Consider the following 19,522-nt stretch of genomic DNA (forward strand, 5'->3'; position numbering starts at 1 on the left):
ACCCGGACAGCGCGGTCGCCCGGGCGATGACGCGGCGCCCCGAGCGGGCGTCGATGATCGACGCGTACTTCCGGCATGTTCCGACCGAGGATCAGCCCAAAACCCCCGAGGACGTGCTCGGCATCATCGACGGCCACTGGCGCGTCGGCCGCCGCCGCCGGCAGGGCGAGGTGCGCATCCGGGTGTTCAACCCGGCCCCGGTCGGTGGCCCGTCGACCGAACCAACGGGAACCGGCTGGACCGACACGAAGACGGTCATCGACATCGTCACCGACGACATGCCGTCGCTGGTCGACTCCGTCATCGGCGCATTGACCACCCAGAACGTCATCGTGCACCGGGTGCTGCACCCGATCCTGATCGCCTGCCGGGACGCCGACGGCGACCTGGTCACGGTCGTGGACGAGTCGGCCCCGGCCGAGGAGGAGGCCTCGCGCCTCCGCGAGTCGTGGATGCACATCCTGATCGACCGGCTGTCCGACGCCGAGCGCGCGGAGGCCATCGAGGACGTGCTGCGGCATGCGCTCGATTCGGTGCGGGCGGTGGTGGGCGACAGCGGCGCGTTGACGGCCGCGGTCGCGACCGCCGCCGGGGACCTGCGGGGCACGTTCTCGCCGCGGTCCGCGCAGGAGGTGGCCGAAGCGGCCGACTTCCTCTACTGGCTGATCTCCGGCCACATGACGTTCCTTGGCTACCGGCGGTACGACCTGACCGCGGATCGGGCGGGGGACGCGGCGGGCTTGGTGCCGGTGCGCGGCTCCGGCCTGGGCATCCTGCGGGAGTGGGTGGCCGGATCCGACGGCGACGATCTGATCGGCCAGTCGCCGTCCGGCGAGCCGCACCACCTGCTGCTCACCCAGGCCTCGGTCCGGTCCGCGCTGACCCGCGATGTGCCGCCCTTCGAGGTCCGGGTGCGCCTGCTGGGTCCGGACGGTGCGATCACCCGGGAGCACCGCTTCCTCGGCGTGTTCACGGCGCGGGCGCTGAACGCCGAGATCACCACCACTCCGGTGTTGCGGCTGACCGTGCAGGCCGTGCTGTCCACGCTCGGCGCGGCCCCGGACACCTACACCGGTCAGCGGGCGTTGGATCTGCTGGCCACCTATCCGCGGGCCGAGCTGTTCTGGGCCGAGCCGGACCAGATGGTCGAGGTGATCGGCAACGTGCTGCAACTGGCCAGCCGCCGCCGGCTGCGCGCCTTCCTGCAGCCCGACCCGTTCGGCCGGTTCGTCTCGGTGATGGTGTACCTGCCCCGGGACCGTTACACCACGGCGTGCCGGCTGGCGATGCAGCAGATCCTGGTCGACGCGTTCGGCGGCACCGGCATCCGGTATACCGCCCGAGTCGGCGACTCGCTGCTCGCGGCCGTGCATTTCACCGTCAGCACGGACCCGGCGAACCGGGTCGAACCCGATGTCGGCACGTTGACCAAGGCGCTCCGCGGGACCATCCGGACCTGGGAGGACCGGCTGGTCGCCGCCGTCGTCGGCGGTGGCGGTGCGGCCGGTGAGGACGATCTGGATACCGCCGGCGCGCTGTCCCGGTACGCGGACGCGTTCGACGAGGCCTACAAGGAGACCTATCAGGTCGAGGACGCGGTCGCCGATCTGCGGCGGCTGGACGAACTGACCGGGTCGGACGACCTGGCGCTGAAGATGACGCCGAGCGGTCCGGACCAGGTCGGCGACTGGCGCCTCAAGCTGTACGTCACCGGCGGGGCGGTCACCCTGTCCCGGGCGCTGCCGGTGCTGCAGACGCTGGGCGCCGAGGTGCTGGACGAGCGGCCCTTCGAGGTGCGTCGGGGGGACGGCGCACCCTCCCGGATCTACGACTTCGGGCTGACGTTCCCGCAGGACGCGATCGCCGCCGGGGCCGCCGACGACGAATTGCGGACCCGGATGTCGGAGGCGTTCATCGCCTCCTGGGCCGGTCGGGCCGAGGTGGACGGGTTCAACCAGTTGGTGCTGGCCGCCGGGCTGGCCTGGCGCGAGGTGGCGGTGCTGCGGTCGTACGCGCACTACCTGCGGCAGATCGGAACCCCTTACACCGAGCGGTACGTCGAGCAGGTGCTGGCCGCGCATCCGGAGATCACCGCGGACCTGGCCGGGCTGTTCGCGACTCAGTTCGACCCGGACCGGTTCGTCGACGACCCGGACACCCGGGCCGCCGAGGCGGCCCGCATCGCGGAGCGGATCACCGCGGCGTTGGATGCGGTGAGCAGCCTGGACGCCGACCGGATCCTGCGCACCCTGCTGTCGGTGATCACCGCCACCATGCGGACCAACGAGTACCGGACCGACGAGAACGGCAACCGGCGCGACTTCCTGTCCGTCAAACTCGACCCCGGCAAGATCCCGGGCATGCCCAAACCCGTTCCGGCCCATGAGATCTGGGTGTACTCGCCGCGGCTGGAGGGCGTGCACCTGCGATTCGGCGACGTCGCCCGGGGCGGCCTGCGCTGGTCGGACCGGCCGGAGGACTTCCGCACCGAGATCCTCGGCCTGGTCAAGGCCCAGGAGGTCAAGAACGCGGTCATCGTGCCGGTCGGCGCGAAGGGCGGCTTCGTGGTGAAGCGGCCGCCGACGCCCACCGGTGACCCGCAGGTCGATCGGGAACAGCAGCTGACCGAGGGCGTGGCCTGCTACCGGATGTTCATCGCGGCGTTGCTGGATCTGACCGACAACCGGCAGGTCAACGACATCGTGCCGCCGCCGCTGGTGGTCCGCCGGGACGACGACGACTCGTACCTGGTCGTCGCCGCCGACAAGGGCACCGCGACGTTCTCCGACATCGCCAACGGGGTCGCGCACGACTACGGCTTCTGGCTGGACGACGCCTTCGCCTCCGGCGGCAGCGTCGGCTACGACCACAAGGCGATGGGCATCACCGCCCGGGGGGCCTGGGAGTCGGTGAAGCACCACTTCCGCGAGCTCGGGGTGGACACCCAGACGCAGGACTTCAGCTGCGTCGGCGTCGGCGACATGTCCGGGGACGTCTTCGGCAACGGGATGCTGCTGTCCCAGCACATCAAGCTGGTCGCCGCATTCGACCATCGGCACGTCTTTGTCGACCCGACCCCGGACGTGGCCGAGTCGTTCGTCGAACGGCTGCGGCTGTTCGAGCTGACCCGGTCGTCCTGGGCCGACTACAACACCGACCTGATCTCGGCCGGTGGTGGCGTGTTCCCGCGGACCGCCAAGTCGATCGCCATCACGCCGCAGATGCGGGCGGCGCTCGGACTGGCGGACGGTGTCGAGAAGCTGACCCCGACCGAGTTGATCCGGGCGATCCTGCTGGCGCCGGTCGACCTGCTGTGGAACGGCGGGATCGGCACCTACATCAAGGCGTCGAGCGAGCAGAACCTGCAGGTGGGTGACAAGGCCAACGACGCCGTCCGGGTCGACGGCGGCGACCTGCGGGCCAAGGTCGTCGGGGAGGGTGGCAACCTGGGCGTCACCCAGCTCGGCCGGATCGAGTTCGCCCGGAACGGGGGTCGGATCAACACCGACGCCATCGACAACTCCGCCGGCGTGGACACCTCGGACCACGAGGTGAACATCAAGATCGCCCTGCAGTACCGGATGGAGCAGGGCGACCTCGACGAGCCCGGCCGGCTGGAACTGCTGTCGTCGATGACGGACGAGGTCGCCGACCTGGTGCTGGCCGACAACAAGGGGCAGAACCGGGTGCTCGGCGCGTCCCGGCTGCACGCCCCCGTCATGTTGTCGGTGCACTCCCGGTTGATCGACGCCATGGTCGAATCGGGCCGGCTGGACCGGGCCCTGGAGTTCCTGCCCAGCCACGCCCAGATCCAGGCGCGGCAGGCGGCGGGGGAGGGACTGGCCGGTCCCGAGCTGTGCGTGCTGCTCGCCTATGTCAAGGCCGGCCTGTCCTCGGCCATGCTCAAGGGCAAGCTGCCGGGCGATCCGGCGTTCGCCCACCGGTTACCCGAGTACTTCCCCCGGGCCATGCGGGACGGTTCGGACGTGGCCCGGCGGGCGATCACCGAGCACCCGCTGGCCCGGGAGATCGTCACCACCGAGACCGTCAACGAAATGGTCAACCGGGCCGGCCTGACGTTCGCGTTCCGGCTCGAGGAGGAGATGGCGGCCACCCCGAACGACGCGATCCGGGCCTACACGGTCGCCAGCACGGTCTTCGACCTGCCGACGGTCTGGCGGCAGGTCGCCGAGCTGAACAACCGGGCCCCGGCACTGACCCAGGACACCATCATCCTGCGGGTGCGCCGGCTCCTCGACCGGGCCGCCCGCTGGCTGCTCACCCAACGCCCGCAACCGCTGGACGTGCGGGCCGAGATCGACCGGTACGCCGGCCCGATCGAGCAGATGGTGCCGTTGCTGCCGACGTTGGTCTGCGGGGCCGACCTGGAGACGGTGCAGGCCGAGATCGCCGAGCTGACCGAGGCCGGTGCGCCGCGCGCGCTGGCCGAGACGGTGGCCTACGGGCTGCACACCTACAGCCTGCTCGACGCGGTCGACGTGGCCGCCGACAGCGGTCGTGACCTGCTCGAATGCGCCAAGCTGCTGTACGCGCTGTCCGCGCACCTGGACTTCGACCATCTGCTGACCTCGGTGAGCGCGCTGGAGCGCGGCGACCGGTGGCACGCGCTGGCCCGGCAGGCGCTGCGCGACGACCTGTACCGGTCGCTGCGGCTGCTCACCGCCGATGTGTTGTCCACCACGTCCCCGGAGCAGGACGCGCAGGCCAAGATCGAACAGTGGGAGAAACAGAACAAGTCTCGGCTGGCCCGGGCGCGGCGCACGCTCGGCGAGATCAGCCGGGTATCGGTGACCGACCTGGCCGAGCTGTCGGTGGCCGCGCGGGAGATCCGGACGATGATCCGCTGATCAACGGGGACATCGGGATACGGCAGACTGCGTCGGGCACCGACCGGTGCTGTTCCGACCCAGGTCGCATGAAGGGTGCCCAAGGCATGAGCCGGTACGTGACGCAGGTCCGGGTCCGCTGGTCGGACCTGGACGCCTTCGGCCACGTCAACAACGCGCGGACGGTCACGCTGCTCGAGGAGGCCCGGGTCGACTGGTTGTTCACCGACGCCTCCCACCATGGAGTGGAACGGATCACCGAGGGGATCGTGGTCGCCCATCTGGACATCGACTACAAGCGGCCGATCGGCATGAAGCTGCCGGTTACGGTGTCCATGGGAGTGACCAAGCTGGGCGTCGCGTCGTTCACCATCGACTATGTGCTCAGCCAGGCGGGCGCGACGGCGGCCACCGCATCCACCGTGCTGGTCCCGGTCGATCCGGCCACCTTCCGGCCGCGCCGCATGGACGAACGGGAACGGACGTATCTGGGTCGGTTCCTGCCGCCCGCCCCGAGCCGGGTCACCGCGCACCATGGCTAGCCTGCAGCCCGCCGACGCGGCCGACCGGGAGGACGCGACGGCGTTCACCGGCCGGGTGGCCCGCTGGGACCCGGCCGGATTGATCCGGCTCCGCGCCGACGGCGATCTGGTCCGGCTGTGGGCGACGACCCCGTTCGACGCCCTGGTCACCCGCGCGGTGCATGGCCGGGTGGTGCCGGCCGACGTGACGGTGCACGCCGGCAACCTGCTGTCCGGTCTGGCGGTGGCGCGCGCCGACGCAATCGACCCCGGACCGCCCGTCGACGCGGCCTGGCGCTCGCAGCTGCCGCCGCCCGATGGGTGGGTCACCGTGGACGAGGTGCCGGCGACCGTCCTCGCCGCGCTGGCCGAGGAGGGCGCCACCGGTGCCAAGGAACGCCCGGGACCGGCCGGGGCCGCCTCGACCGCGCTGCTGGACACCGAGGTGCTGACCGTGAGCGGTGCCGGGATGCGGGTGGTGATCAATCTGCGGATGGTGTTTGCGCTGTCCGGCATGGGGTTCGCCCCGACGCTCCCGGGGGAGCAGGTGCGGGTCAGCGCCACCGACGCGTGGGCCCGCATCGACGGCCGGTTCGGCGCGGTCGTGCGCCGCCGGCATGCGCTGCTGCCGCTGCTGGTCTGACCGGGGGTATACCTGGCAGAGGCGCTGCATCGGGGGTGACGATGGCCGACGATCTCGGGCCCGGTCCGGGTGCGGCCGGCGCCGCCGACCTCGGCTCGGCGGTCGACGCCGCCCGCGTGGCGGGGTTCGTCGGCCGGGCCGTCGAACGCGCGGTCTTCCACGCGGCCCTGGGCAGTGCCGACCCGCCGCGCGTCCTGTACCTGCACGGTCCCGGCGGCATCGGCAAGACCACCCTGCTGCACCGGTACCGGATCGCCGCGCAGCGCGCTGGTCGACCCGTTCTCGTCCTGGACACCCGCGACATCGACTGCACGCCGGATGGTTTCCTCGGTGTCTGGGATGCACGCGGGTCGTCGTCGACGGTGCTGTTGGTGGACGGGTACGACCGGCTGCGGCCGATCGACGACTGGTTCCGCGACGAGTTCCTGATCCGCCTGCCGACGAACTCGGTGGTCGCGGTGGCCGGACGGGAGGCCCCGGCCGCGGCCTGGCGGGTCGACCCGGGCTGGCGAATGTTGGCCCGCTGCCTACCACTGACCACCCTGGCCGAGCCGGACGGCCGGGAATTGCTGGCCCGGGTGGGCGTGCCACCGGCCGGCCGGGACCGGCTGGTCGAGCTGAGTCACGGTCACCCGCTGACCCTGGCGATGCTGGCGCACGTCGCCCGCGACCGGGATGTCGTCGAGACGCTGGCGGACGCTCCCGATCTGGTGGCCTCGCTGGCCGCGACGCTGGTCGGCGGGCTGTCGGACGAGGGTCAGGCCCTGGCCTGCGGGCTGTGCGCGCAGGCCTGGCTCACCACCCAGGACCTGCTGCGGGACCTGGTCGGCGACCGCGCCCCCGAGCTGTGGGAGTGGCTGGAGACACGCCCGTACGTCACTCGTGGTCCGGACGGACTGTATCCCCACGACCTCGTCCGCGACGTGCTCGAGCTCGATCTGCGGCGCCGCCGCCCGGAGCTGTACCGGACCATCCACCGTGTCGTCCACCAGCGCGCCATCGCCCAGATGCAGGCCCCCGACCTGGGCCAACGACAGCTCTGGGGAAGCCAACTGATCCACCTTCACCCGCGCAGCCCGTTCGCCTCGGCGTACTGGGTGCTGCGGGAGCGGGGTTCGGCGGCGGTGACGGCGGGCGCGGCGGCCGACCACGCGGAGGTGGTGGAGATGGTCGGCCGGATCCAGGGGAACCGGAGCGGGGCACTGGCGCGGCGGTGGCTGGACCGGCAACCGCAGGGGCTGTGGGTGATCCGGTCCCGGGACGGGCGGGTCGCCGGCTTCAGCTTCGACGCGATGTTCGCCGCGGAACCGGCCGTGCCCGACGAGGATCCGGTGCTGGCCGCGGCCCGGGCGGTCATCCGGCGGGCGCCCGCCCGGCCGGGCGAGCTGGTCGGCGTCTCCCGATTCACCGGCGGCCGGGACGGCGAGCGGGACCCCCATGCGATCCTGGTGGCCTCGACGACCTCACTGGTGACGTGGGTCACCCAGCCGCTGGCCTGGTCGGTCATCGCGGTGCTGGACCTGCCGTGCTGGGGGCCGATCTTCGACTACATCGGATTCGGGGTGCTGGGCCGGGTCGACTGCGACGGGCGGACGTTCACCCTGTTCGGGCACGACTGGCGCCGGCTGCCGCCGCAGCGCTGGGTCGAGGCGATGGGGGAGCGGGAGCTGACCGGTCGGTCCGGGCCCTTCCCGGAGTCGATGCTGCGCCCAGCCCCGCTCGGCCGGTCGGAGTTCGACGACGCGGTCCGGGCAGCGCTGCGGTCGCTGACCAGCACCGAGGAGTTGCGCCGCAACCCGCTCGCCGGGTCGCGAGTCGCCGGGATCGGTGATGACGATCCGGGCGCGGCGCTGCGCGCGGCAATTCTCGCCGGAGTCCAGCGGCTGGCCGGCGACCCGACCACCCGGGCGGCAGCCCGGGTGCTGCACCGCACCTTCGTCCGTCCCGCGCCCAGTCAGGAGGCCGCGGCGCAGGTCCTCGGGTTGCCGTTCTCCACCTATCGACGGCATCTGGCCAAGGCCGTCCAGGCGTTGGCCGACCTGCTCTGGGCGGTGGAGATCGGGCAGGAATCCCTCGACCCGACGACCTGAGCGCCGAGTGGACAGCCGGTGGTCTGGAAAGTGAGCACCGCCGGGACCGACCCTGGCCGGCATGGCACACATCGTCGTCCTCGGGGCCGGAATGGTCGGCCTGTCCACCGCATTGCTGCTGGCCCGGGACGGGCACCGGGTGACGGTGCTGGAACGCAACGCGTCCCGCCCGCCGGCGGATCCGGCGCAGGCCTGGACGTCCTGGGACCGGCCGGGGGTCAAGCAGTTCCGGCAGCTGCACGTCATGCTGCCGCGCTGGCACCGCGAGATGTTCCGGGAACTGCCCGATGTCGAAAACAAGCTGGTGGCGGCCGGCGGGCGCCGGATGAACGTCCTGCACCTGCTACCGGCGGCGCGGACGGGCGGATGGCAGGCGGGTGACGAACGGTTCGACACGGTGACTGCGCGACGGCCGGTGCTGGAGGCGGTGCTGGCCGCCGCGGTGGACCGCGACCCCGGCATCGCCGTGCACCGGGGCGTCGCCGTCACCGGTCTGCTGATCGGCGATCGGTCGCCGGCCGGCGTCCCGCGGGTGACGGGAGTGCGGACGGGGTCGGTGGAACGCTCCGCGGACCTGGTGGTGGACGCGACCGGTCGCCGATCGCCGATCCCGCGGATGCTCGCCGCCGCCGGTGCCCGGCCCGGACCGGCGGTGCAGCTGGGGTCCGGTTTCGTGTACTACGCCCGGCATTTGCGGGATCCCGGCGGTGCCCTGCCCGAACTGCGTGAACCGTTGCTCACCCACTACTGCTCGATGTCGGTGTTGACGTTGCCGGCCGACAACGGGACATGGGGGGTCGGACTGGTCTGCTCGGCCCGCGATCGGGCCGCTCGCGCACTGCACGACGAGCGGGTCTTCGACCGGGTCTGGCGGATGTTCCCCGCGCACGCGCATTGGCTGGATGGGACCCCGGTCGGCCCGCTGCAGTCGTTCGGCGGCTTCGGTGACCGGGTGCGGCCGTTCGCCGACGAGGCGGGGCCGCTGGTCAGCGGCATCGTGCCCGTCGGCGACGCCTGGGCGTGCGTCAATCCGGCGCTGGGCCGGGGCGCCTCGATCGGCCTGGTCCACGCCCGGGTGCTGCGCGACGTGCTGCGCGAGGTTGACCCCGATCGACCCGCGGACCTGGTCCGGCGCTTCCACGAGTCGACGACGGCCGACGTCCGGCCGCTGGTCGATGCGACGATCGGCTTCGGTCGGCACCGCAGCGCGGAGGTGCTCGCCGAGATTGCCGGTGTTCCGTACCGCACCGACGATCCCGGTTGGGCGATGGCCGGCGCATTGTTCGCCGCGTCCCGGATCCATCCGCACGCCGCCCGCGCCCAGCAGGACCTGGGCAGTCTGCTGGCCCTGCCGCCCGAGGTGTTCGCCCGGCCGGGCCTGGTCGACATCGTGCGGACACATGGCGCCGCCGCACCCCGGCATCCGGTGCCCGGTCCCGATCGGGACGACCTGGCGCGTGCGCTCCGAGCGGACCTGCGCCGGTCTGCCTGACGGTCCGCCGGGTTCTCCGCGCGACGGCTTGCCGGCGCCGGCCAGGTCGGCGCAACCGGTGGCGACCGTCGGTTCCATCAGCGCCGATCACCACCTGAGTGATGCAGGGTGACCGGCCGTCGGTACCACCGGCGGAATGCGCTGCTCCCGCTGCTGGTCTGACGGGGCGACGCACACTGCCCGTCGGCAGTCAGTTCAAGAACGGGTTGTTGAAGAACGGCCTTCCAGCAACACGCACCACGGCGAAGTAGGTGCTCGCCATCGCCCGGCAGCCGGCATCTCGGCCGCATGTGGCGTTCATCGCATTCAGGAAACGCACGTCGCAGGTCAGGCGACCGGGTTCGAGGTACCAGTTGAGTTCCCAGTCGTAGCAGATGTCGTGGGCGTCGCAGGCCGAGCGGAACTTGGTGTTCCACGAGCTGAGGAAACCGGGTGCCGTGCACCCGTTGGGGTGGTACCAGGACGGATACGCCAGCGCTGCCGGAGCGGCAACGACCGTCGCGCCGGCGACCAAGGCGAGCACCGTCGCGAGTCGGGCGAACGGCTGCCACAGGCCTCGTCGTCGCCCCTGATCGCGTTGACTCGGAATGGATTCGGCCGGCAGGCATGTCGATTCGGTCGTTGATGTTCCCATTTGTCCCCCTCGGACGGCTGTGTGAGGACAGTCTGACGTTCGATTGGAAGCGGACAAAGGCACCTGGAATCGGGACTTGACAAGTCGATGGCGCTGTCGGGAGCGCTCGATCACCTCGGGAAGTGATGGGGACACCGCGAATGCCGAGCCGGCCTCGCGCTGACGCCGCAACCGGCCCGGTCGAGGCACCAGCGGGCACGGCGTTGCCGACGTCTGCGGTGTCCGCGCCCGCGGGGCCCCGGCGGCTCCCACAGGTTGCGGGCACGGTCGAACGCGCCGGGTTCTGCGCCCCGCCGCCGGTGGTGCCGACGGCCGTTCAGCCGGCGGGATCCGGCGGCAGCGGGAGCAGGGTGTACCCGGCCGCCCGCAGGCCGTCGATCACCCCGGGCAGGGCGTCCAGCGTCTGCTGGCGGTCCGTTCCGCCCGCGTCGTGCATCAGGATGATCGCGCCGGGACTGACCGTCCCCAGCACATTGGCCACGATGATGGCGGCGCCCGGCTTGGTCCAGTCCTTCGAGTCGACCGCCCAGCCGAGCAGCAGGGTCCGGGCCTGCTGGGCGGCCTGGTGCACCGACCCGGCCGGGTCGCCGAAGCTGCCCTCGGGAGCCCGCAGGTACCGCGGGGTGTGCCCGGTGGCCGCGATGACGGCGTCCTGCGTCCGCCCGATCTGCCCGGCCAGGACATCGGGGGCCAGGGTGTTGAACCCGGTCGGGTGATCCCAGCTGTGGTTGCACAGCGTGTGGCCGCCGTCGGCAATTCGTCGGGTCATCTCGGGGTTCTCGGCCACCTTCTGGCCGACGACGCAGAAGGTCGCCGCTACGCCCTTGGCCGCAAGGATGTCCAGGATCTGTCCGGTTGCCGGGCCGGGACCGTCGTCGAAGGTCAGGTAGGCGACCAGGCCATCGCCGGTCCAGCCCAGGACCGTCGTGTAGGGCGGGACGACGGTGACCGGGGCGGGCGCCGGTGCGGGCGCGGGCTCGGCCGCCGGGGTCGGCTCGGCGGCTGCGGTCGGCGCCGGCGCCGGGGTGGAGGCGGGGGCGGCCATCGGAGTGGTCGAGCCCGGCACCGTCACCGCCGGTGAGGTCAGGTTCGCGATCGTGCCCGCGTTCGTCAGCGCGGGAACGGTGACGGCCACGGCCGTGCTGCCCAGCGATGCGCCCGACGCCGACGACGCGGTCGTTGCGATCGCGGCGAGGCCGACGGCCTGACCGGGCAAGGCCTGGTGGTCGACGGGGTCCGGGCGTCCGCAACCGGCACCGCCGATCGCCACGGCCAGACCCAGGACCGCGGTGATGGCGCCGCGCCACCCGCCACCCGCCCGACGCCCCATGCATCAATGGGATCATTCGCGCAGCGAGGATCCGGGTCGCGCCACGCCGACGATCGGGCGCTCACCCGGGCAATGAGTTGACCAGACTGTCCGCGGCCATCTCCAGGTACGCCCACAGCCGATCGTGGTGTTCGTCGTCCAGACCGGCCCCGTCGACGGCGATCTTCATCGCGGCCAGCCAGTGGTCCCGTTCGCGCATGCCGATGACGAACGGCGCGTGCCGCATCCGCAGCCGTGGGTGACCCCGCTGGTCGGAGTAGGTCCGCGGACCACCCCAGTACTGCTCGAGGAACATCCGCAGCCGGACCTCGGCAGGCCCCAAATCTTCCTCGGGATACAACGGTCGCAGCACCGGATCGTCGGCCACCTGCCGGTAGAAGCGGTGCACGATGCCGGTGAACGCTTCGTGCCCGCCGATCTCGTCGTAGAACGTCGGTGCCGACCCGGTTGAACTCACCCGGCCATTCTCCCGTACCGGCCGCAGCGGCAGCTCACCGCTCACGGCCGGTCCGTTCCGGAGCTGCGACCGGCCGCCCGCTGGGGTGTCATACCCGGTCCCTGGCGTCGGGTCCCGGCCCGGCGGCGAGCACCGGCGGGCGGAAATCGGCCGTCGGGTCGTCCTTGCGGGCCCTTTCGTACGCGGTCCGGATCGCCGACCGGACGGCGCGGATGAAGCCGTCCTTCTCGCTGGCGACGACCGTGGCCTGGATCCCGAGGGTGATCGCCCCGGGGGTGACGTCGGTGATGCCGAGCAGCTTGGGCTCGGCGAGGACGGCCGCCTCGAACTCCGGGGACTGCGCGACGCCGGTGGCCTGTTGCAGGGCGATCGTCGCCGCGCGGTCGGTGTCGGAGTCGTACGGCACCGTCACCGGCACGGTGACCACCGCCTGTCCCTGGCTGGAGTTGCCGACCCGCAGCACCTCGCCGTTGCGCACATGCCAGATCGTGCCGTCGCCGCCCCGCAGCGTCGTGGTGCGCAGGCTGACCGCGACGACGGTGCCGGAGGCCGAGCCCAGGTCGACGGTGTCGCCGACGCCGTACTGGTCCTCCAGGGTCATGCAGATGCCGGCGAGAAAGTCACGGACCAGGTTCTGCGCACCGAAGGCCAGCGCGACGCCGGCGATCCCGGCCGAGGTCAGGATCGGTGCGATATCGAAGCCGAGTTCGGCCAGGATCAGCACGCCGGCGACACAGATCACCACGAACGACGTGATCGATTTGAGCAATGAACCCACCGCCTGGGTGCGTTGGGCCCGGCGGTCGGTGGTCAGGCCACCACCCAACGCCAGTCGGGCCCCGGCCTGGAAGGGCCGCAGGGCGACCCCCGCGTCGTCCTTGTTGGACAACCGGGTCAACCGGTTGATGGCGCGGTAGAGCAGGAAACGCGCGATGACGGCGATGACCAGGATGAGCAGGATGTGGATGGCGGCGGACGCGAACGCGTCGCTGTTGCGGGCGAGGACGTCGGCGCCGGTGTTGTCCCAGACCCACTGGCACAGCGATCCGGCCTCGGACGCGCAGTCGGGTGCGGCTATTTCCACGATATGAAAGTCCCTCTGTGTCGATGGTGGGTCGTTGCGATCGGACTCCGCCGGGCGGGTGTCCGCCGGACCGGTTGGTCATCGCCCACCGGGCTGACGCGCCATCCGCCGGCCGGGATGCCTGGCCGGCCCGGTTATTCTCATTCTGTCGAGCTCCCACGGGGCCGGGGTGACGAGTCGTACATCGGTCACCGCTGCGCCGCCGCGGATCCGCGGGACCCCGTCCGTTGCGCTGTTCACCGCGTGGTCCCGTCCCGGATTCCGTCGGGCCGGCGGCCCGCCAGGGTTCGCGGGAGGTACGGATGGACAATGCCGGTCACGCCGGCCGCCGTCCCGCGCCCGTCCGGCCGCCGCCGGGCCCCAGTGTGCACCGCGAGCCGGAGGCGGCGCGCCCGGTGACGGTGCTGCGGGTGCTGCTGCTCAACGCGAGCCACGAACCGCTTGCCGTGGTCACCGGCCGCCGGGCGCTGGTGCTGGTGGTCGCCGGCAAGGCCGAATGTGTGGTGGAGCGGCCCACCGGGCAGATCCGGTCGCCGTCGGTCGCCCTGGCGGTGCCGGCCGTGGTCCGGTTGCGCCGGTACGTCCGGGTGCCCTACCCGGCGGCGCCGGCGGTCACCCGGGCCGGTGTGCTCAAGCGGGACGGTCGACGCTGCGCCTACTGCCCGGGTCGGGCCGACACCGTCGACCACGTCATTCCGCGCAGCCGAGGTGGCTCGCACAGTTGGGAGAACTGCGTCGCCTGTTGCGCCCGCTGCAATGCCCGGAAAGCCGACCGGCTGCTGGACGAACTGGGTTGGTCCCTGGCCGCGGTGCCCGGGCCGCCGCGGCGTGGCGTGCTCGGCCGGATGTGGGCCAACGAGGAATCCGATCCGGCCTGGGAACCGTGGCTGCCGACGGCGGCCTGATCACCCGTTTGCGCCGGTCGGGCTGGTCGGCGGCGTCGCCGCCGGGTCACGCGGCCAGCCGCAATGGCGTCGGCTACCGTATGCGGGTGACCATCCTTCAGACCATCGGGGTGTTCGTCGGCATTCCCGTGCTGATCTACGGCACGATCTTCGTGCTGACCATGGTTCCGGGACGCCACAAGCGGCCGCGCTACCGGCCCGGGCAGGCCTGGGAGTATCCGCCGCAGTGGTGGGCCGGCGACCAGCCGATCGTGACCGCCGCCGGGTCCGAGAGCCGGCTCGCCCAGGGAGGTGGCGCACATGGCACATGGTGAGGTGGTGCCCACCCACCCGACCGGCCTGGCCAACTGGAATCCCTCGGTGGGTCCGACCGGCAGTGAGGACCATCCGCTGACCACGAGCCAGCTGGAGTTGCTCGACGACGTGATCCGGGAGGCCGAACGGTTCACCGGGCTTCGGTTCTCGGCCTACCTCGGTGACCTGGGGGCGAACACCGCGGCGTCGGCCGAGAGCCTGCTCGACGGGCTCGGCCCGGACGCGCCGTACGCCGTGCTGCTGGCCGTCTCTCCGGGGCAGCGGGTGGTCGAGGTGGTCACCGGGCCCGAGGCGGCGCGCCGGGTCAGCGACCGGGCCGCGCGGTTGGCCGTGCTCGGCGTCGTGTCCGCCTGTACCGACGGCGACATCGGCGGTGCCCTGGTCACCGGCGTCCGGCACCGCACCACCGGGTGAGCTGATGACCGGGGGCGTCCGCGCCGCCGTCCGGCCTCTGTGACCCGCCCCGTAGCCGATCGGATGGGGGGCGGTTCACGTTCCGGGTCCCGTCAGCCCGCGTCGGCCGCCCGGGCCCGCAGCGCCCGCTCCACCCCGGCCCGGCCCTCGGACACCAGTCGCTTGAGTGCGGTCGGGTGGTCCTCCTGCGCCCAGGCCAGCGCCCGGTCGACGGTGGACTGGGCCACTGCCCAGCGTGGGAACAGCCCGACCGCCACCTTCTGCGCGACCTCACTGGACCGGCGCTCCCAGACCGGGCTCACCACCTCGAAGTACTTCTCGGTGTACGGGGTCATCAGCTCCCGCTGGGCCGGGTGGGCAAACCCGGCGATCGCCGCGTCCTGCAGGGCGTTGGCCATCCCGTCGTCGTTGATCAGCCGGTCCCAGACCGCGGCCTTGTTCTCGGCCGTGGGGACCAGCGCGCGCACCTGGGTGGCCCGGCGTTGCCCGGACGCGGTCGGGTCGGCCCGCTCCGCGGCCTCGATCTCCGCAGGGCCCGCCGCGCCGTGCGCGACCAGGGCGCCGAGCAACGTCCAGGACAGGTCGGTGTCCACGCTCAGCCCCGGCAGCGGTGCGGACCCGTCCCGCCAGCCGGCGATCTCGGCCAATTGGGCCCGGTCCAACTTCGCCGCGGACAGCGCCTGCACCGCCGACAGCTGGGTGTCGCTGCCCGCGGGGGCGCCGGCGGCGAGGTCTCGCAGGGTGCCGGCGACCGCGGGCCAGCCGGTGGACTCCGCCCAACCGGGCTCGGCATAGGAGCCGACCGCCGCCTGCAGCTGCATCAGCACCCGCTGCAACACGCCGGGCTGATCCTCGGTGACCAGACCGCGGGACGCCAGCGCGATGAAATCGCGGGCCCGCATCAACGCGTCCCGGGTCATCTCCCACACCGCCGACCACAGCAGGGTGCGGGGCAGCGACTCGGCGACGTCGCCGATCGAGGCGATCGCGGTGTCCAGGGACACCGGATCCAACCGGGCCTTGCAGTAGGTCAGGTCGTCGTCGTTGACCAGGACGAGTGCGCCCCGGTTCCGGCCGACCAGATCGGGCACGGGCGTCCGCTCCTGCGTGACGTCCAGCTCGACCCGGTGTACCCGGGTCAACCGGCCCTGGTCGTCGCGGTCGTACAGGCCCACCGCGAGCCGGTGCGGCCGGCGCTCCCCGGCGCCGGGCTCGGCGCCCGACTGCACCAGCTCGAACCGGGTGATCACCCCGTCGGGATCCACCTCCAGATCGGCACTGATGGTGTTGAGGCCGGTGGTCTGCAGCCAGGCCTTTGCCCAGGCCCGCAGGTCACGACCGGACGTCCGCTCCAGGGCGTCGAGCAGGTCGGTCAGCGTCGCATTGGCGAACGCGTGCGCGGCGAAGTAGTCGCGCAGGCCCTCCAGGAATTCGTCGTAGCCCACATACGCGGCCAGTTGCTTGAGCACACTGGCGCCCTTGGCGTAGGTGATGCCGTCGAAGTTCACCTCCACCGCGGCCAGATCGACCATGTCCGCGGCGATCGGGTGGGTGGACGGCAGCTGGTCCTGCACGTACGCCCAGGACTTCTCCACGTTGGCGAAGGTCGTCCAGGCCGCGGCGTACTCGGTCGCGTTCACCTGGGCGACCACCGAGGCCCAGGTCGCGAACGACTCGTTCAGCCACAGGTCGTCCCACCAGCGCATGGTGACCAGGTCGCCGAACCACATGTGCGCCATCTCGTGCAGCACGGTCTCGCAGCGGCGCTCGTACTGGTACCGGGTGACCCGGGACCGGAACACGTACTCCTCGCGGAAGGTGACCGCGCCGGCGTTCTCCATCGCCCCGGCGTTGAACTCGGGCACGAACAGCTGGTCGTACTTGCCGAACGGGTAGCGCACCCCGAATGCCTGGTGGTAGAAATCGAAGCCCTGCTTGGTCTGGGTGAACAGGCGCTCCGCGTCCAGGAAATCGGCCAACGTCGACCGGCAGTAGATGGCCAGGTCGATGCCGTCGTGGTGGTCGCGGACCACGTGGTAGGGGCCGGCCACCAGGGCGGTGACGTAGGTGCTCATGGGTTCGGTGGTGGCGAAGGAGTGGGTGGTGCCGCCGCCCGGGGCGTCCACGGACGCCGTCAGCGCCCCATTGGAGACCACCTGCCAGTCCGCCGGCGCGGTCACGGTGAAGGTGAACCGCGCCTTGAGGTCCGGTTGGTCGAAGCACGGGTAGAGCCGCTTGGCGTCGGCGGTCTCGAACTGCGAGTAGAGGTAGACGGCGCCGTCGACCGGGTCCACGAACCGGTGCAGGCCCTCGCCGGTGTTGGTGTACAGGCCCACCGCCTCGATGACCAGTTCGTTCTCGGCCGCCAGGTCGGCCAGGGCCAGGCCGTCCGCGCCGGTCCAGGATCCGACGTCCAGGCCGTGGCCGTTCAGCTCGGCCGAGGCCAGGCCGTCGCCGACGAAGTCCACGAAGCTGCCGGATCCGGCGGTCGCCGTGAAGCGGATCGTCGCGCGGGTGCGGTAGGTCTTCTCGCTCGGCCCGCCGTGGCCGTCGGTGAGATCGATCGCGATGTCGTAGGACGACGTGTCGATCGTGGCGGACCGCTCCCGGGCCTGGTCGCGCGTCAGATTGGGGGCCTGGGCCATGCTGTTCCCTCCGAAGACACCAAGTGATCGGCCGATCACCAGTGCCGGAGTGTAATGGCGAGCTCGGACAGCCCCCGGGAATACCGAACCGCGGTACTCGGTTGACATGTCAAGGGGTTAGTTTGCGTCCCTTATCGATTGCCTGACATGAGGAGAACAACCACGATGAGCCTGGCCACGGTGACTTCCGAGACCGCCACCGACCTGCCCGCGGCGCGGTCCGTGGACGAGGTGGACTTCTGGTTCGATCCCGCGTGCCCGTTCGCCTGGGTCACGTCCAGGTGGATCCTGGAAGCCGAGCGGGTCCGCCCGATCCACGTGCGCTTCCACGTGATGAGCCTGGCCGTGCTCAACGAGAACCGGGCGGTCAGCGAGAACTACCGCGCGATGCTGCAGAAGGCCTGGGGCCCGGTTCGCGTGGCGATCGCCGCCGAGCAGCAGCACGGACCGGAGGTACTGGCCCCGCTGTACACCGCGATGGGACGGCGCATCCATAACGAGAAGATCGACGACCGCGCCGAGGTCATCCGGCTCGCTCTCGACGAGGTGGGCCTGCCCGCGGACCTTGCCGACGCCGCGACCTCGACCGACTACGACGAAGCGCTGCGGGTCAGCCATCACGCCGGCATGGACGCGGTCGGCGAGGACGTCGGCACGCCAACGATCCACGTCAACGGCGTGGCCTTCTTCGGTCCGGTGATCACCCGCATCCCCCGTGGCGAGGAGGCCGGCGAACTGTGGGACGCGGTGGTCAAACTGGCGTCGTTCCCGTACTTCTTCGAGCTGAAGCGGTCCCGGACGGAGCTCCCGCAGTTCGACTGATCCAGGCTCGCCGAGCGAATCATGAGCATTGATCCGGGCTCGCCGAGCCGGTCATCGATACCGACCGACGGCGCGCTACGGTGGGTGACAGCAGCCGGGTGCGGTATGCCCGGGTGACGGTTCCCGCTCGGGAGGATGCCATGACCGCCACGGAGTCGACGCCCGATCCCGCGCCCGCTTCGACGGCGTCACCGGCGCCGGCCATGTCCCCGCAGGGCATTCCCTTGCCGCCCGATCTGCGCAGCGGCCCGATCGTGGCCGGCGTGGACGACGCGACCGCGTGCGGCCGGCCACTGCGGGCGGCGGCCTTCCTGGCCGCGGCGACCGGCCGGCCGCTGTTGCTGGTGCACGTGCGCCGACGCGCCATGCCGATGGTGGAGGGATACGTTCCGATCCCCGAGGAGATCGGGGCGAGCGACGAGGCCGAGGACGCGGTCGAGGCCGAGCTGGTCCGGACCCTGACCGCATCCGGCGACCTGACCGGCGTGTCCTGGGAATTGCTGTCCACCACCGGCGAGGCGGGCGCCGAGTTGGTGCGCATCGCCGAGGACCGGGACGCCGCCTGCGTCGTCGTGGGTAAGCGGCACAGCGGATTCGGCGACTTCCTGCACCGGATCGCGTCCGGGTCGGTGTCCCGGGCCGTCGTCGCCCGGCAGAAGTTCCCCGTGCTCGTCGTCCCCTGATCGAGACCGGTCAGCCCGGGTCGCGGTCCGACCCCTGCGGGGCCGCCCCACCCTGACCATTCGGAGTGCCTCGCCGATCCGGGCGCCGGCCGGCCGGCAGTGAGGTCGGCGGGACATAGTGCCGGCGAACGATCACCAACTCGGCCTCGGCCTCCGCCAGGTCGACGGCATCGGGGAGCGCCACCTCCCGCGCGCGCATCGCGGCGGTCGACGACACCTGGGTGGACCGGGTGGTGACCAACGATCGCAACGACCGCTCGGACGATTCCGGACCGGCCGGCCGGCCGCGTCGACCGCCGGACTCGCCCGGGCGACGATCGGCGGACGGCCGCCCGGGATGCCCACCGGCGCCCGGCATCCCGGCCGGATGTGGCGGTGCGGGGGACGGCACCGGATGGGCCGGCGATGGGTGGGTCTCGCCGCGGTGGCCGTCCGGGACGACCGGCGAGGGCGTGGCGGCCGGGGCGGGCAACCCCTCCGGATCCTCCGCACCGTCGAACTCCGGATCGTCCGGTGCGCCCGGCGGGCCGGACGGACGTCGTGCGGCCCGGCGCCGGCGGCGGGGCGAGGTGGGCTCCACCCGTTCAGCATCCCAGGAGAACGCGGCCACCGCCGCAACCCGGCTGCTGGGTCGCCCTCC

Annotated in this window: 16 protein-coding genes; 10 read left to right on the plus strand and 6 right to left on the minus strand. The window is 71.9% G+C overall.

Annotated elements, in window-relative coordinates; genetic code table 11:
- Nucleotides 1-26 precede the first annotated feature (26 nt).
- The 5 genes from ACILSK_RS20585 to ACILSK_RS20605 all read left to right on the plus strand — a co-directional run bounded on the left by ACILSK_RS20585 (nucleotide 27) and on the right by ACILSK_RS20605 (nucleotide 9,593).
- Nucleotides 27-4,868: an NAD-glutamate dehydrogenase gene (locus ACILSK_RS20585; RefSeq protein ID WP_407077052.1), complete on the plus strand. Its 4,842-nt coding sequence runs from the start codon at nucleotides 27-29 to the stop codon at nucleotides 4,866-4,868.
- An 86-nt stretch (nucleotides 4,869-4,954) separates the two neighbouring features.
- Nucleotides 4,955-5,389 carry an acyl-CoA thioesterase gene (locus ACILSK_RS20590; protein ID WP_395729058.1) on the plus strand — a complete coding sequence of 145 codons (435 nt, stop codon included), beginning with the start codon at nucleotides 4,955-4,957 and terminating at the stop codon, nucleotides 5,387-5,389.
- Entirely contained in the window at nucleotides 5,382-6,011 is a 630-nt protein-coding gene (locus ACILSK_RS20595; protein ID WP_395729059.1) for a hypothetical protein, read from the plus strand. The genes ACILSK_RS20590 and ACILSK_RS20595 overlap by 8 nt, the downstream gene beginning before the upstream one ends.
- A 41-nt stretch (nucleotides 6,012-6,052) precedes the next feature.
- Nucleotides 6,053-8,101: an ATP-binding protein gene (locus ACILSK_RS20600; protein ID WP_395729060.1), complete on the plus strand. Its 2,049-nt coding sequence runs from the start codon at nucleotides 6,053-6,055 to the stop codon at nucleotides 8,099-8,101.
- Nucleotides 8,102-8,162: 61 nt separating this feature from the next.
- Entirely contained in the window at nucleotides 8,163-9,593 is a 1,431-nt protein-coding gene (locus ACILSK_RS20605) for an FAD-dependent oxidoreductase (RefSeq protein WP_395729061.1), read from the plus strand.
- A gap of 190 nt (nucleotides 9,594-9,783) precedes the next feature.
- Here ACILSK_RS20605 and ACILSK_RS20610 read toward each other — a convergent pair whose 3' ends face one another.
- The 4 genes from ACILSK_RS20610 to ACILSK_RS20625 all read right to left on the minus strand — a co-directional run bounded on the left by ACILSK_RS20610 (nucleotide 9,784) and on the right by ACILSK_RS20625 (nucleotide 13,098).
- Nucleotides 9,784-10,107 carry a hypothetical protein gene (locus ACILSK_RS20610; RefSeq protein WP_395729062.1) on the minus strand — a complete coding sequence of 108 codons (324 nt, stop codon included), beginning with the start codon at nucleotides 10,105-10,107 and terminating at the stop codon, nucleotides 9,784-9,786.
- Between the two features lie 436 nt (nucleotides 10,108-10,543).
- Nucleotides 10,544-11,557 carry a polysaccharide deacetylase family protein gene (locus tag ACILSK_RS20615; protein ID WP_395729063.1) on the minus strand — a complete coding sequence of 338 codons (1,014 nt, stop codon included), beginning with the start codon at nucleotides 11,555-11,557 and terminating at the stop codon, nucleotides 10,544-10,546.
- Between the two features lie 61 nt (nucleotides 11,558-11,618).
- Nucleotides 11,619-12,014 carry a globin gene (locus ACILSK_RS20620; RefSeq protein WP_395729064.1) on the minus strand — a complete coding sequence of 132 codons (396 nt, stop codon included), beginning with the start codon at nucleotides 12,012-12,014 and terminating at the stop codon, nucleotides 11,619-11,621.
- An 88-nt stretch (nucleotides 12,015-12,102) separates the two neighbouring features.
- Complete coding sequence (locus ACILSK_RS20625) at nucleotides 12,103-13,098, minus strand: mechanosensitive ion channel family protein (RefSeq protein WP_395729065.1); 996 nt, start codon at nucleotides 13,096-13,098, stop codon at nucleotides 12,103-12,105.
- Between the two features lie 302 nt (nucleotides 13,099-13,400).
- Here ACILSK_RS20625 and ACILSK_RS20630 point away from each other — a divergent pair, with 302 nt between their 5' ends.
- From ACILSK_RS20630 to ACILSK_RS20640, 3 genes are all read left to right on the plus strand, one after another.
- A complete protein-coding gene (locus ACILSK_RS20630) occupies nucleotides 13,401-14,003 on the plus strand; it encodes an HNH endonuclease (protein WP_395729066.1) in 603 nt (200 codons plus the stop codon).
- A gap of 80 nt (nucleotides 14,004-14,083) precedes the next feature.
- Nucleotides 14,084-14,317 carry a hypothetical protein gene (locus ACILSK_RS20635; RefSeq protein ID WP_395729116.1) on the plus strand — a complete coding sequence of 78 codons (234 nt, stop codon included), beginning with the start codon at nucleotides 14,084-14,086 and terminating at the stop codon, nucleotides 14,315-14,317.
- Complete coding sequence (locus ACILSK_RS20640) at nucleotides 14,304-14,732, plus strand: DUF5130 family protein (RefSeq protein WP_395729067.1); 429 nt, start codon at nucleotides 14,304-14,306, stop codon at nucleotides 14,730-14,732. Before ACILSK_RS20635 ends, ACILSK_RS20640 begins: the two co-directional genes overlap by 14 nt.
- Nucleotides 14,733-14,824: 92 nt before the next feature.
- Here the strand turns inward: ACILSK_RS20640 and pepN are convergent, their stop codons facing one another.
- Nucleotides 14,825-17,377, minus strand: a complete 2,553-nt coding sequence (gene pepN / locus ACILSK_RS20645; RefSeq protein ID WP_395729068.1) for an aminopeptidase N — start codon at nucleotides 17,375-17,377, stop codon at nucleotides 14,825-14,827.
- A gap of 165 nt (nucleotides 17,378-17,542) precedes the next feature.
- Between pepN and ACILSK_RS20650 the strand changes: the two genes are divergently transcribed.
- Together ACILSK_RS20650 and ACILSK_RS20655 are read left to right on the plus strand one after the other, a co-directional pair.
- Complete coding sequence (locus tag ACILSK_RS20650; protein WP_395729069.1) at nucleotides 17,543-18,199, plus strand: DsbA family protein; 657 nt, start codon at nucleotides 17,543-17,545, stop codon at nucleotides 18,197-18,199.
- A 140-nt stretch (nucleotides 18,200-18,339) separates the two neighbouring features.
- Complete coding sequence (locus ACILSK_RS20655; RefSeq protein ID WP_395729070.1) at nucleotides 18,340-18,882, plus strand: universal stress protein; 543 nt, start codon at nucleotides 18,340-18,342, stop codon at nucleotides 18,880-18,882.
- Nucleotides 18,883-18,892: 10 nt separating this feature from the next.
- On the opposite strand, the gene ACILSK_RS20660 is transcribed toward ACILSK_RS20655, so the two are convergent.
- Nucleotides 18,893-19,462 (minus strand): hypothetical protein, encoded by a 570-nt coding sequence (locus ACILSK_RS20660; RefSeq protein WP_395729071.1) that lies wholly within the window; start codon nucleotides 19,460-19,462, stop codon nucleotides 18,893-18,895.
- Between the last annotated feature and the right edge of the window lie 60 nt (nucleotides 19,463-19,522).

It is taken from the genome of Nakamurella sp. (genome assembly GCF_044224575.1).
Lineage (GTDB): Bacteria > Actinomycetota > Actinomycetes > Mycobacteriales > Nakamurellaceae > Nakamurella.